The following is a 14,381-nucleotide window of genomic DNA, read 5'->3' on the forward strand; positions in this document are numbered from 1 at the left end:
ATGGAAAATATTTTGGATCTGTGGAATAAAGCACTTCAAAAAATAGAGACAAAATTGAGCAAACCCAGTTTTGAGACATGGATGAAATCGACAAAAGCCCATTCTCTTCAGGGAGATACGCTTACAATTACGGCACCTAATGAATTTGCTAGAGATTGGCTAGAGTCAAGATATCTTCACTTAATTGCTGATACCATCTATGAACTAACAGGTGAAGAGCTCAGCATTAAATTTATTATTCCTCAAAATCAGGATGAAGAGGAAGCCATGCCAAAGTCTCCTATCAAAAAAATGTCTAAAGAAGAGCCCGTTGACATTCCACAAAATATGCTGAATCCAAAATATACATTTGATACTTTTGTTATTGGTTCAGGCAACCGTTTTGCTCATGCCGCTTCACTTGCAGTCGCGGAAGCACCAGCAAAAGCATATAACCCGCTTTTTATTTATGGGGGCGTTGGTTTAGGAAAGACTCACTTGATGCATGCGATTGGTCATTACGTGATCGACCATAATCCATCAGCCAAAGTGGTCTATCTATCATCTGAAAAATTTACTAATGAATTTATCAACTCAATCCGAGATAACAAAGCTGTCGACTTCCGTAACCGCTATCGGAATGTAGATGTGCTTTTGATAGATGATATTCAATTTTTAGCAGGAAAAGAACAAACACAAGAAGAGTTTTTCCATACATTCAACACACTTCACGAAGAAAGTAAGCAAATCGTCATTTCAAGTGACCGGCCTCCGAAGGAAATTCCGACACTTGAAGACAGATTACGCTCTCGATTTGAATGGGGCTTAATTACAGACATTACCCCGCCAGATCTAGAAACGCGTATCGCGATCCTGCGAAAAAAAGCAAAGGCAGAAGGCTTAGACATTCCAAATGAAGTCATGCTGTACATTGCCAATCAAATCGACAGCAACATTCGTGAGCTGGAGGGTGCTTTGATTCGTGTCGTTGCTTACTCATCTTTAATTAATAAAGACATTAATGCAGATCTAGCAGCTGAGGCGCTAAAGGACATCATTCCTTCATCAAAGCCTAAGGTCATTACAATTAAAGATATTCAAAGAATTGTAGGGCAGCAATTTAATATTCGATTAGAGGATTTCAAAGCAAAGAAACGTACAAAGTCAGTTGCTTATCCAAGACAAATTGCCATGTACCTCTCTAGAGAAATGACCGATTCCTCTCTGCCTAAAATCGGAGAAGAATTTGGCGGTCGTGATCATACGACTGTCATTCATGCTCATGAGAAGATTTCGAAATTAATTGTTGAAGATGAACAGCTTCAGCAGCATGTCAAAGAGATCAAAGAACAATTAAAATAATCAAGCTGATATAATGAGTACGGGAAAATGTGAATAACTAGAGCATAGTCATACACAGTCTGTCCACATGTGGATAGGCTGTCTTTCCTTTCTTTTTCTCGACTTATCCACATATTCACAAGCCCTACTATTACTTCTACGATTTTTATTAATAAAATATATATACATGTCATTAAGAAAATTTAGGAGGACCACTATGAAATTCACGATTCAAAAAGATCGTCTTGTCCAAAGTGTCCAAGATGTATTAAAGGCCGTATCCTCTAGAACAACGATTCCTATTTTGACAGGGATTAAAATTGTTGCGTCTAATGAAGGGGTTTCTCTAACAGGAAGCGATTCTGATATCTCAATTGAATCTTTCATTCCTCAAAGAGATGGAGATTTAGAGGTTATCACCATTGATCGTCCGGGAAGTATTGTGCTTCAAGCTCGCTTCTTTAGTGAAATTGTAAAGAAACTGCCTATGTCTACTGTCGAAATTGAAGTAGAACAAAATCACCTGACGATCATCCGCTCTGGTTCAGCGGAATTTAACTTAAACGGCTTAGATGCTGAAGAATATCCGCATCTTCCACAAATTGAAGAGCATCATGCATTTCAAATTCCGACAGATCTGCTTAAAAACTTAATTCGTCAAACTGTTTTTGCAGTGTCCACCTCAGAAACACGACCTATCTTGACAGGTGTAAACTGGAAGGTGGAAAAAGGTGAATTAATATGCACAGCAACGGATAGCCACCGTCTTGCATTAAGAAAAGCGAAGTTAGATATTAACGAGGAAAGTTCGTATAATGTCGTGATTCCAGGGAAGAGTTTAACTGAGCTAAGTAAAATTCTTGATGATGGACAAGATCTTGTGAGCATCGTCATTACAGAAACCCAAGTTCTTTTTAAAGCACAAAACGTACTGTTCTTCTCAAGGTTGCTGGATGGAAATTATCCAGATACGGCCCGTCTGATCCCGCAAGAAAGTAAAACGGATGTCGTGGTCAACACGAAAGAGTTCCTTCAGGCCATTGATCGTGCATCACTTTTGGCAAGAGAAGGACGTAATAATGTCGTGAAACTGTCAGCTGATCCTGAACAAAGCCTTGAAATCTCTTCTAATTCGCCTGAGATCGGTAAAGTGGTGGAGACGGTTCAAGCAGATGACATTAAAGGGGAAGATCTTAAAATCTCCTTCAGTCCAAAATATATGCTGGATGCGTTAAAAGTATTAGAGGGAACAGATATTCATGTAAGCTTCACTGGTGCAATGAGACCGTTCCTGCTGCGTACGCCAAATGATGATTCTATCTTGCAATTGATTCTTCCGGTAAGAACGTATTAATTCATTCTAAAATGGCTGCTGTGTGAGTGCACAGCAGCTTTTCTTCTCGTTTTCCATGCTTTCTTTCATCCCAGTTCGCTTTCCCCCTTTCCTTCTTGTCTTGTTTTTTAGTACAATTAGATATTAGTGATATTGAAAGAGGTCGATACAATGCCTAATCTTATAACCATTGAAACAGAAATGATTACATTAGGGCAGTTTTTGAAATTAGCCGAAGTCATCCAATCTGGCGGAATGGCGAAATGGTTTTTAAGTGAACATGAGGTGTTCATTAATCAAGAGCCAGATAATAGACGGGGACGCAAACTATACCCAGGAGATGTTGTCGAGATTGAAGGTTACGGCACATTTCAAGTTGTGAATTAGAAACGGGTGACAATACATGTACATTCAAAGTCTGGCGTTAACTTCATACCGAAACTATGAACACACCGAGCTTCAATTCGACAATAAGGTGAATGTCATGATCGGTGAGAATGCCCAAGGTAAAACGAACTTGATGGAAGCGATCTATGTATTGTCGATGGCAAAGTCTCATCGTACGTCAAATGATAAAGAACTTATCCGATGGGACCAAGACTATGCTAAAATAGAAGGTAGAGTTATTAAAAAAAATGGTCCACTCCCAATGCAGCTCGTGATCTCAAAAAAAGGGAAAAAGGGCAAGGTCAATCACATTGAACAACAGAAGCTCAGTCATTATGTTGGTGCGTTAAACACCATCATGTTTGCGCCAGAGGACTTAAGTCTTGTGAAGGGCAGCCCGCAAATCCGCAGAAGATTCCTCGACATGGAGATTGGACAAGTTTCTGCTGTCTACTTGCATGATTTATCGCTCTATCAAAAAATCCTTTCTCAGCGGAATCATTACTTGAAACAATTGCAGACAAGAAAGCAATCGGATCAAGCGATGCTGGAGATTTTAACAGAGCAGTTGATTGATGCGGCAGCGAAAGTGGTCAAAAGACGACTGACTTTTACGAAACAGCTCGAAAAATGGGCGCAGCCGCTGCATTTTGGGATTTCTAGAGAGCTAGAAACACTTACGCTCCAATACCAGACGGCAATAGAGGTATCAGAAGCGTCAGACTTGTCGAAAATAAAGAATAGCTATGAAGAATCGTTTCAGAAACTAAGAGAGAGAGAAATCGACCGAGGGGTGACACTGTGGGGACCTCACAGAGATGACCTGCTTTTCTTTGTGAATGGTCGGGATGTTCAGACATATGGCTCTCAAGGGCAGCAAAGAACAACAGCTCTTTCACTAAAGCTGGCAGAAATTGATCTGATACATGAAGAAATCGGAGAATATCCTATTCTTCTACTTGATGATGTGTTATCTGAACTTGATGATTACAGACAGTCTCATTTGCTCCATACCATTCAGGGGCGAGTACAGACCTTCGTCACCACAACAAGTGTTGAAGGCATCGATCACGCCACCCTGAAAGAAGCGGAAATTTTCAGAGTAGCCAGTGGAAAAGTAATTGACTGATAAATGAGGTGTGAGTCTTGTATATTCATTTAGGTGATGATTGTGTTGTTTCTACACGAGAGATTGTCGCAATTGTTGATTACAAAATGAGGTCGTCTTCTGTTGTAGAAGAATTTCTACAAAAACAGGAGAAACATATCATTTCGTTATCACAAGGGACACCCAAATCCATTGTCGTCACAACTGAGTCTGTTTATTACTCTCCTCTTTCCTCAAGCACGCTCAAAAAACGTGCTTCGTTTGTGATTGAAATTGAAGTCTAAAAGCTCAATTCATATAAATATATCGTTTAAGAAAAGTGTAGGTGAATGTACGTGGCAATGGAACAGCAACATAATAGTTATGATGAAAATCAGATACAGGTGCTTGAAGGACTAGAAGCTGTTAGAAAACGTCCAGGAATGTACATTGGGTCAACCAATGCAAAAGGACTTCACCATCTTGTATGGGAAATTGTCGACAACAGTATTGATGAGGCATTAGCTGGTTATTGTACAGACATTACAGTGCAAATTGAAAAGGATAACAGCATTACAGTAAAAGATAATGGCCGCGGGATTCCTGTTGGAATTCATGAGAAAATGGGGCGTCCTGCCGTAGAGGTCATTATGACTGTTCTTCACGCTGGCGGTAAATTTGACGGCAGCGGTTATAAAGTATCTGGCGGTCTGCATGGTGTAGGGGCATCTGTTGTAAATGCATTATCTACTACCTTAGACGTGACCGTATACCGTGACGGAAAAATTCATTATCAGCAGTTCAAACGCGGTGTTCCAGTGGGAGATTTAGAGGTTATTGGTGAAACAGATGTAACCGGGACAACAACCCACTTTGTGCCAGATCCAGAAATTTTCACGGAAACCATTGAATTTGATTACGATACACTTGCTAACCGTGTTCGTGAGTTAGCTTTCTTAACAAAAGGTGTAAATATCATCATAGAAGACTTGCGTGAAGGCAAAGAGCGGAGAAATGAATACTGCTACGAAGGCGGTATTAAGAGCTATGTAGAACATTTAAACCGCTCAAAAGAAGTCGTTCATGAAGAACCTGTGTACATCGAAGGTGAGAAAGACGGAATCACAGTTGAAGTAGCATTACAATATAACGATTCCTATACAAGCAATATCTATTCCTTCGCCAACAATATCAACACGTATGAAGGCGGAACACACGAAGCTGGTTTTAAAACCGGTCTAACGCGTGTCATCAATGACTATGCTCGTAAAAATGGCGTATTCAAAGATGGGGATGCGAATTTAAGTGGTGAAGATGTGCGAGAAGGCTTAACAGCCATTATCTCCATCAAACATCCAGACCCTCAATTCGAAGGGCAAACGAAGACAAAGCTTGGGAACTCAGAAGCGAGAACCATCACAGACTCCCTTTTCTCAGAAGCACTTGAGAAATTCTTGCTTGAAAATCCTGATTCTGCGAAAAAAATTGTGGAAAAAGGACTGATGGCAGCTCGTGCAAGAATGGCTGCCAAAAAGGCTCGTGAGCTGACAAGACGTAAAAGTGCGCTGGAAGTCTCCAGCTTACCTGGGAAACTGGCGGACTGTTCTTCTAAAGATCCTTCCATCTCTGAGCTCTATATTGTAGAGGGAGATTCTGCGGGCGGATCTGCTAAGCAAGGCCGTGATCGTCACTTCCAAGCGATCTTACCGTTAAGAGGGAAGATCCTAAACGTAGAAAAAGCTCGTTTAGATAAAATTTTATCGAACAACGAGGTTCGTGCAATGATTACAGCGTTAGGAACTGGAATTGGAGAAGACTTCACTTTAGAGAAAGCACGCTATCACAAAGTTGTGATCATGACAGATGCCGATGTAGATGGAGCGCATATCCGAACGCTTCTCTTAACATTCTTTTATCGTTACATGCGTCAAATCATTGAAAACGGTTATGTGTATATTGCGCAGCCGCCTTTATATAAAGTGCAGCAAGGAAAACGTGTGGAGTACGTGTATAACGATAAACAGCTGGATGAGCTGTTAAAATCACTACCTCAAACACCAAAGCCTGGACTTCAGCGTTATAAAGGTCTTGGAGAGATGAATGCTACTCAGCTTTGGGAAACAACAATGGACCCTGATGCGAGAACACTTCTTCAAGTCACACTTGAGGATGCGATCGATGCTGATGAGACATTTGAAATGCTGATGGGAGATAAAGTAGAGCCGAGACGGAACTTTATCGAAGAAAATGCACAATACGTGAAAAACCTTGATATTTAGATGAATCCCTCCTGAGAACAACCTTATTTCTTGTTTGGAATAAGGTTGTTTTTCAAGAAACAGGGGTGTGAAACGAATGTCCTGGTTTTCCGTGTTTTCGTTGATTTTCTAGTAAATTAATGTGTATAAAGCCGAGATTATTGATATAATGAAGAATAGTCTTGTGAAGATAAATACATATTTTACTCCCACATAATTTATTTCATGTGATACGTAAAGGGAGGTTCTTATAGTGAGTGAACAACATACACCAAATGTACGCGAAGTGAATATTAGTCAAGAAATGCGTACGTCCTTTTTAGATTATGCAATGAGTGTTATTGTTTCGCGTGCATTACCAGATGTGCGAGATGGATTGAAGCCCGTGCATCGAAGAATTTTGTATGCGATGAATGACCTAGGTATGACAAGTGATAAACCATTTAAGAAATCTGCACGTATCGTTGGAGAAGTTATCGGTAAGTACCACCCTCACGGTGACAGCGCTGTATACGAAGCGATGGTTCGTATGGCGCAAGACTTCAACTATCGAAATATGCTGGTTGAAGGACACGGAAACTTTGGTTCTGTCGATGGAGACAGTGCAGCAGCAATGCGTTATACTGAGGCGCGTCTATCTAAAATTTCAATGGAAATCCTTCGTGATATCACCAAGGATACGATTGATTATCAAGATAACTACGATGGCAGTGAAAGAGAACCAATCGTCATGCCTGCTCGTTTCCCGAACTTATTAGTCAACGGGGCAACAGGTATCGCTGTAGGGATGGCAACCAACATTCCGCCTCACCAGCTAGGTGAAGTGATTGATGGTGTACTGGCAATTAGTCAAAGTCCAGAAATGACAACACAGGAACTAATGGAGATCATTCCAGGACCAGACTTCCCAACTGCGGGACAAATCATTGGCCGAAGCGGAATCCGTAAGGCATATGAAACAGGCCGGGGCTCTATTACATTACGTGCTAAGTCTATCATCGAAGAAACATCCAGCGGTAAGCAGCGGATTGTCATCAATGAAATTCCATATCAGGTCAACAAAGCCCGTTTGATCGAAAAAATCGCTGATCTTGTGCGCGATAAAAAGATCGATGGCATTACAGATCTGCGTGACGAGTCTGATCGTAATGGAATGCGGATTGTGATTGAACTGCGAAGAGATGCGAACGCCCACGTTCTATTAAACAATCTTTATAAACAAACGACACTCCAAACATCATTTGGAATCAACTTATTGGCACTTGTCGATGGACAGCCTAAAGTCTTGTCCCTCAAACAATGTCTTGAATATTATCTAGAGCATCAAAAAGTGATTATTCGCAGAAGAACAGCATATGAACTTCGTAAAGCTGAAGCAAGAGCTCATATTCTAGAAGGTTTAAGAATCGCTCTTGACCACTTAGATGAAGTCATTGCATTAATTAGAAGCTCTCAAACTGCTGAAATCGCGAGAAATGGCTTAATGGAGAACTATAGCTTGTCCGAAAAACAAGCACAGGCCATTCTTGATATGCGTCTTCAGCGCTTAACTGGTTTGGAAAGAGAAAAGATAGAAGAAGAATACAAAGGGCTTGTTGATTTGATTGCTGAGTTGAAAGCCATTTTAGCAGACAATGAAAAAGTTCTTGAAATCATTAGAGAAGAATTAACAGAAATCAAAGAACGTTTCAATGATACGCGCCGTACTGAAATTGTGACAGCAGGTATTGAAACAATTGAAGACGAAGATTTGATTCCTGTTGAGAACATCGTGATTACGCTGACTCATAATGGTTATATCAAGCGTCTGCCTGCATCAACATACCGCAGTCAAAAAAGAGGCGGTAAAGGTGTTCAGGGAATGGGAACCAATGAGGATGATTTCGTAGAACAGCTGATTTCAACATCTACCCATGATACGATCCTCTTCTTCTCTAATAAAGGGAAGGTCTATCGTGCGAAGGGATATGAGATTCCTGAATTCGGACGGACAGCGAAAGGGATTCCGATTATTAACCTGCTTGAAGTAGAAAAGGGAGAGTGGATTAATGCCATTATTCCAGTAAGCGAATTTGATGAAGATTCGTATCTCTTCTTTACAACAAGACATGGTGTATCAAAACGAACTTCATTGTCTCAGTTTGCCAACATTCGAAACAATGGACTTATCGCATTAAGTCTTCGTGACGAAGATGAACTGATGGCTGTCCGTTTAACCAATGGAGAAAAACAAATCATCATTGGAACGAAAAAAGGTATGCTGATTCGTTTCGACGAGACAGATGTTCGTGAAATGGGGCGTACGGCAGCTGGCGTGAAAGGAATTACGCTTTCTGAAGATGACATCGTCGTTGGGATGGAAATCCTTGAGCCAGATGCAAACGTATTGATTGTCACCGAAAAAGGATATGGTAAGTTAACACCTGAAAAAGAATACCGTGTTCAAAGTCGGGGCGGTAAAGGTCTTAAAACATGTAAAATCACTGACAACAATGGTCCGCTTGTCGCAGTGAAGGCGACGAATGCTGAAGCTGAAGAGGACTTGATGATTATTACAGGAAGCGGTGTGATCATTCGTATGGCCGTTTCAGACATTTCAACAACAGGTCGAGTCACTCAAGGTGTCCGCCTGATCCGTCTAGGTGATGATGAACATGTCGCTACAGTGGCATTAGTTGAACAATCACAAGAAGATGATGAAGAGAATTCTGAAGAAAACGTAGAAACTATAGAGTCAGATCAAGAGCAATCTGAGTAAAAATAAAGCCGGTTTTTCACCGGCTTTATTTTTTTCTAAAAAAACATGAGTTTTTTTGAAATTTATAATGCTTTTTTCATAGATATGTGTTAATCTTTCAAAGGAGCAAAAAGAGGCTCTATTTTTTATCTCTGTTACAGTGGAAACTTCTTAAAAAAATAAAATGTTTTTCAAGAAAAATGTTGACTGTTGATAGAGATATATGATATATTTAAGTGGTCGCTTTAAGAGAGTGACAAACAAGTTCTTTGAAAACTAAACAAGACAAAACGTACCTGTTAATTCGAGTTTTTATAAAAAAATCCTATGAAACTTCATAGGTAGTCAGTCAAACTGGCGAAAAGCAAAACTTCGGTTTTGTATTTTTTCGGAGAGTTTGATCCTGGCTCAGGACGAACGCTGGCGGCGTGCCTAATACATGCAAGTCGAGCGGACAGAAGGGAGCTTGCTCCCGGATGTTAGCGGCGGACGGGTGAGTAACACGTGGGTAACCTGCCTGTAAGACTGGGATAACTCCGGGAAACCGGAGCTAATACCGGATAGTTCCTTGAACCGCATGGTTCAAGGATGAAAGACGGTTTCGGCTGTCACTTACAGATGGACCCGCGGCGCATTAGCTAGTTGGTGGGGTAATGGCTCACCAAGGCGACGATGCGTAGCCGACCTGAGAGGGTGATCGGCCACACTGGGACTGAGACACGGCCCAGACTCCTACGGGAGGCAGCAGTAGGGAATCTTCCGCAATGGACGAAAGTCTGACGGAGCAACGCCGCGTGAGTGATGAAGGTTTTCGGATCGTAAAGCTCTGTTGTTAGGGAAGAACAAGTGCGAGAGTAACTGCTCGCACCTTGACGGTACCTAACCAGAAAGCCACGGCTAACTACGTGCCAGCAGCCGCGGTAATACGTAGGTGGCAAGCGTTGTCCGGAATTATTGGGCGTAAAGGGCTCGCAGGCGGTTTCTTAAGTCTGATGTGAAAGCCCCCGGCTCAACCGGGGAGGGTCATTGGAAACTGGGAAACTTGAGTGCAGAAGAGGAGAGTGGAATTCCACGTGTAGCGGTGAAATGCGTAGAGATGTGGAGGAACACCAGTGGCGAAGGCGACTCTCTGGTCTGTAACTGACGCTGAGGAGCGAAAGCGTGGGGAGCGAACAGGATTAGATACCCTGGTAGTCCACGCCGTAAACGATGAGTGCTAAGTGTTAGGGGGTTTCCGCCCCTTAGTGCTGCAGCTAACGCATTAAGCACTCCGCCTGGGGAGTACGGTCGCAAGACTGAAACTCAAAGGAATTGACGGGGGCCCGCACAAGCGGTGGAGCATGTGGTTTAATTCGAAGCAACGCGAAGAACCTTACCAGGTCTTGACATCCTCTGACAACCCTAGAGATAGGGCTTTCCCTTCGGGGACAGAGTGACAGGTGGTGCATGGTTGTCGTCAGCTCGTGTCGTGAGATGTTGGGTTAAGTCCCGCAACGAGCGCAACCCTTGATCTTAGTTGCCAGCATTCAGTTGGGCACTCTAAGGTGACTGCCGGTGACAAACCGGAGGAAGGTGGGGATGACGTCAAATCATCATGCCCCTTATGACCTGGGCTACACACGTGCTACAATGGACAGAACAAAGGGCTGCAAGACCGCAAGGTTTAGCCAATCCCATAAATCTGTTCTCAGTTCGGATCGCAGTCTGCAACTCGACTGCGTGAAGCTGGAATCGCTAGTAATCGCGGATCAGCATGCCGCGGTGAATACGTTCCCGGGCCTTGTACACACCGCCCGTCACACCACGAGAGTTTGCAACACCCGAAGTCGGTGAGGTAACCTTTATGGAGCCAGCCGCCGAAGGTGGGGCAGATGATTGGGGTGAAGTCGTAACAAGGTAGCCGTATCGGAAGGTGCGGCTGGATCACCTCCTTTCTAAGGATATATGGAGCAGCGTACGTTTTCGTCTTGTTTAGTTTTGAAGGAACTTGCAAAAGATCCTACAACATCATATCTTCGATATGAAAGATGGGCCTGTAGCTCAGCTGGTTAGAGCGCACGCCTGATAAGCGTGAGGTCGGTGGTTCGAGTCCACTCAGGCCCACCATCTTCTATTAAATCGGGGCCTTAGCTCAGCTGGGAGAGCGCCTGCCTTGCACGCAGGAGGTCAGCGGTTCGATCCCGCTAGGCTCCACCAACGTGTTCTTTGAAAACTAGATAACAATAAGTAATACATTCACATTGAATGCAATGCAAAGTTCATCACACATAGTGATTCTTTCTAAAGTAAGAAATGGTTAAGTTAGAAAGGGCGCACGGTGGATGCCTTGGCACTAGGAGCCGATGAAGGACGGGACGAACACCGATATGCTTCGGGGAGCTGTAAGCAAGCTTTGATCCGGAGATTTCCGAATGGGGAAACCCACTGCTCGTAATGGAGTAGTATCCATACTTGAATACATAGAGTATGAGAAGGCATACCCGGGGAACTGAAACATCTAAGTACCCGGAGGAAGAGAAAGCAAATGCGATTCCCTGAGTAGCGGCGAGCGAAACGGGAACAGCCCAAACCAAGAGGCTTGCCTCTTGGGGTTGTAGGACACTCTATACGGAGTTACAAAGGAATGATATAAGCGAAGAGGTCTGGAAAGGCCCGCCAAAGAAGGTAACAGCCCTGTAACTGAAATGTCGTTCTCTCCAGAGTGGATCCTGAGTACGGCGGAACACGTGAAATTCCGTCGGAATCCGGGAGGACCATCTCCCAAGGCTAAATACTCCCTAGTGACCGATAGTGAACCAGTACCGTGAGGGAAAGGTGAAAAGCACCCCGGAAGGGGAGTGAAATAGATCCTGAAACCGTGTGCCTACAAGTAGTCAGAGCCCGTTAACGGGTGATGGCGTGCCTTTTGTAGAATGAACCGGCGAGTTACGATCCCGTGCAAGGTTAAGCAGAAGATGCGGAGCCGCAGCGAAAGCGAGTCTGAATAGGGCGCATGAGTACGTGGTCGTAGACCCGAAACCAGGTGATCTACCCATGTCCAGGGTGAAGTTCAGGTAACACTGAATGGAGGCCCGAACCCACGCACGTTGAAAAGTGCGGGGATGAGGTGTGGGTAGGGGTGAAATGCCAATCGAACCTGGAGATAGCTGGTTCTCTCCGAAATAGCTTTAGGGCTAGCCTCAAGGTAAGAGTCTCGGAGGTAGAGCACTGATTGGACTAGGGGCCCCTACCGGGTTACCGAATTCAGTCAAACTCCGAATGCCGATGACTTATCCTTGGGAGTCAGACTGCGAGTGATAAGATCCGTAGTCGAAAGGGAAACAGCCCAGACCGCCAGCTAAGGTCCCAAAGTATACGTTAAGTGGAAAAGGATGTGGAGTTGCTTAGACAACCAGGATGTTGGCTTAGAAGCAGCCACCATTTAAAGAGTGCGTAATAGCTCACTGGTCGAGTGACTCTGCGCCGAAAATGTACCGGGGCTAAACGTATCACCGAAGCTGCGGACTGTTCTGACGAACAGTGGTAGGAGAGCGTTCTAAGGGCTGTGAAGCCAGACCGGAAGGACTGGTGGAGCGCTTAGAAGTGAGAATGCCGGTATGAGTAGCGAAAGACGGGTGAGAATCCCGTCCACCGAATGCCTAAGGTTTCCTGAGGAAGGCTCGTCCGCTCAGGGTTAGTCGGGACCTAAGCCGAGGCCGAAAGGCGTAGGCGATGGACAACAGGTTGATATTCCTGTACCACCTCCTCACCATTTGAGCAATGGGGGGACGCAGGAGGATAGGGTAAGCGCGGTATTGGATATCCGCGTCCAAGCAGTTAGGCTGGGAAATAGGCAAATCCGTTTCCCGTAAAGGCTGAGCTGTGATGGCGAGCGAAATTTAGTAGCGAAGTTCCTGATTCCACACTGCCAAGAAAAGCCTCTAGCGAGGTGAGAGGTGCCCGTACCGCAAACCGACACAGGTAGGCGAGGAGAGAATCCTAAGGTGATCGAGAGAACTCTCGTTAAGGAACTCGGCAAAATGACCCCGTAACTTCGGGAGAAGGGGTGCTTCTTAGGGTGTTAAAGCCCCGAGAAGCCGCAGTGAATAGGCCCAGGCGACTGTTTAGCAAAAACACAGGTCTCTGCGAAGCCGTAAGGCGAAGTATAGGGGCTGACGCCTGCCCGGTGCTGGAAGGTTAAGAGGAGCGCTTAGCGTAAGCGAAGGTGCGAATTGAAGCCCCAGTAAACGGCGGCCGTAACTATAACGGTCCTAAGGTAGCGAAATTCCTTGTCGGGTAAGTTCCGACCCGCACGAAAGGCGCAACGATCTGGGCACTGTCTCAACGAGAGACTCGGTGAAATTATAGTACCTGTGAAGATGCAGGTTACCCGCGACAGGACGGAAAGACCCCGTGGAGCTTTACTGCAGCCTGATATTGAATGTTGGTACAGCTTGTACAGGATAGGTAGGAGCCTTGGAAACCGGAGCGCTAGCTTCGGTGGAGGCATCGGTGGGATACTACCCTGGCTGTATTGACCTTCTAACCCGCTGCCCTTATCGGGCAGGGAGACAGTGTCAGGTGGGCAGTTTGACTGGGGCGGTCGCCTCCTAAAATGTAACGGAGGCGCCCAAAGGTTCCCTCAGAATGGTTGGAAATCATTCGCAGAGTGTAAAGGCACAAGGGAGCTTGACTGCGAGACCTACAAGTCGAGCAGGGACGAAAGTCGGGCTTAGTGATCCGGTGGTTCCGCATGGAAGGGCCATCGCTCAACGGATAAAAGCTACCCCGGGGATAACAGGCTTATCTCCCCCAAGAGTCCACATCGACGGGGAGGTTTGGCACCTCGATGTCGGCTCATCGCATCCTGGGGCTGTAGTCGGTCCCAAGGGTTGGGCTGTTCGCCCATTAAAGCGGTACGCGAGCTGGGTTCAGAACGTCGTGAGACAGTTCGGTCCCTATCCGTCGCGGGCGCAGGAAATTTGAGAGGAGCTGTCCTTAGTACGAGAGGACCGGGATGGACGCACCGCTGGTGTACCAGTTGTTCTGCCAAGGGCATCGCTGGGTAGCTATGTGCGGACGGGATAAGTGCTGAAAGCATCTAAGCATGAAGCCCCCCTCAAGATGAGATTTCCCATTCCGCAAGGAAGTAAGATCCCTGAAAGATGATCAGGTTGATAGGTCTGAGGTGGAAGCGTGGTGACACGTGGAGCTGACAGATACTAATAGATCGAGGACTTAACCTATATTCTAATGTGAAGCATGAACATTGTTATCTAG

The 14,381-nt window shown here is 44.7% G+C and carries 7 protein-coding genes, 2 tRNA genes and 2 rRNA genes; all 11 read left to right on the top strand.

Translation table 11 applies throughout. The annotated features are described in order from the left end of the window. The 11 genes from dnaA (at position 1) to NSS80_RS00055 (ending at position 14,347) form a co-directional block, all read left to right on the top strand. Complete coding sequence (gene dnaA, locus NSS80_RS00005) at positions 1 to 1,341, top strand: chromosomal replication initiator protein DnaA (protein WP_024424073.1); 1,341 nt, start codon at positions 1 to 3, stop codon at positions 1,339 to 1,341. Positions 1,342 to 1,537: 196 nt separating this feature from the next. Further along, positions 1,538 to 2,674 carry a DNA polymerase III subunit beta gene (gene dnaN / locus NSS80_RS00010; RefSeq protein ID WP_317222426.1) on the top strand — a complete coding sequence of 379 codons (1,137 nt, stop codon included), beginning with the start codon at positions 1,538 to 1,540 and terminating at the stop codon, positions 2,672 to 2,674. Between the two features lie 150 nt (positions 2,675 to 2,824). Further along, positions 2,825 to 3,040: a S4 domain-containing protein YaaA gene (gene yaaA, locus NSS80_RS00015; protein ID WP_008360916.1), complete on the top strand. Its 216-nt coding sequence runs from the start codon at positions 2,825 to 2,827 to the stop codon at positions 3,038 to 3,040. Positions 3,041 to 3,056: 16 nt separating this feature from the next. Then, positions 3,057 to 4,169 (top strand): DNA replication/repair protein RecF, encoded by a 1,113-nt coding sequence (gene recF / locus NSS80_RS00020; protein ID WP_041105878.1) that lies wholly within the window; start codon positions 3,057 to 3,059, stop codon positions 4,167 to 4,169. Positions 4,170 to 4,186: 17 nt separating this feature from the next. Next, positions 4,187 to 4,432, top strand: a complete 246-nt coding sequence (locus NSS80_RS00025) for an extracellular matrix/biofilm biosynthesis regulator RemA family protein (protein ID WP_034283648.1) — start codon at positions 4,187 to 4,189, stop codon at positions 4,430 to 4,432. Between the two features lie 57 nt (positions 4,433 to 4,489). Further along, positions 4,490 to 6,406, top strand: coding sequence for a DNA topoisomerase (ATP-hydrolyzing) subunit B (gene gyrB / locus NSS80_RS00030; RefSeq protein WP_041118480.1), 1,917 nt, complete (start codon positions 4,490 to 4,492; stop codon positions 6,404 to 6,406). A gap of 232 nt (positions 6,407 to 6,638) precedes the next feature. Then, complete coding sequence (gyrA, locus tag NSS80_RS00035) at positions 6,639 to 9,143, top strand: DNA gyrase subunit A (protein ID WP_034283649.1); 2,505 nt, start codon at positions 6,639 to 6,641, stop codon at positions 9,141 to 9,143. A gap of 364 nt (positions 9,144 to 9,507) precedes the next feature. After that, a 16S ribosomal RNA gene (locus tag NSS80_RS00040) occupies positions 9,508 to 11,056 on the top strand. 95 nt (positions 11,057 to 11,151) lie between these two features. Further along, a tRNA-Ile gene (locus NSS80_RS00045) sits at positions 11,152 to 11,228 on the top strand. A 14-nt stretch (positions 11,229 to 11,242) separates the two neighbouring features. Beyond that, a tRNA-Ala gene (locus NSS80_RS00050) sits at positions 11,243 to 11,318 on the top strand. A 98-nt stretch (positions 11,319 to 11,416) separates the two neighbouring features. Continuing rightward, positions 11,417 to 14,347 (top strand): 23S ribosomal RNA (locus tag NSS80_RS00055). The 16S and 23S rRNA genes sit together here with 2 tRNA genes alongside, the layout of an rRNA operon. Positions 14,348 to 14,381 lie beyond the last annotated feature (34 nt).

The organism is Bacillus sp. FSL M8-0350, from assembly GCF_038593345.1.
GTDB classification, from domain to species: domain Bacteria; phylum Bacillota; class Bacilli; order Bacillales; family Bacillaceae; genus Bacillus; species Bacillus safensis.

Bases quoted from the DNA above. Each gene is read 5' to 3' on its own strand.
- dnaA (WP_024424073.1), top strand. From the start codon at position 1: ATGGAAAATATTTTGGATCTGTGGAATAAAGCACTTCAAAAAATAGAG.
- dnaN (WP_317222426.1), top strand. From the start codon at position 1,538: ATGAAATTCACGATTCAAAAAGATCGTCTTGTCCAAAGTGTCCAAGAT.
- yaaA (WP_008360916.1), top strand. From the start codon at position 2,825: ATGCCTAATCTTATAACCATTGAAACAGAAATGATTACATTAGGGCAG.
- recF (WP_041105878.1), top strand. From the start codon at position 3,057: ATGTACATTCAAAGTCTGGCGTTAACTTCATACCGAAACTATGAACAC.
- gyrB (WP_041118480.1), top strand. From the start codon at position 4,490: ATGGAACAGCAACATAATAGTTATGATGAAAATCAGATACAGGTGCTT.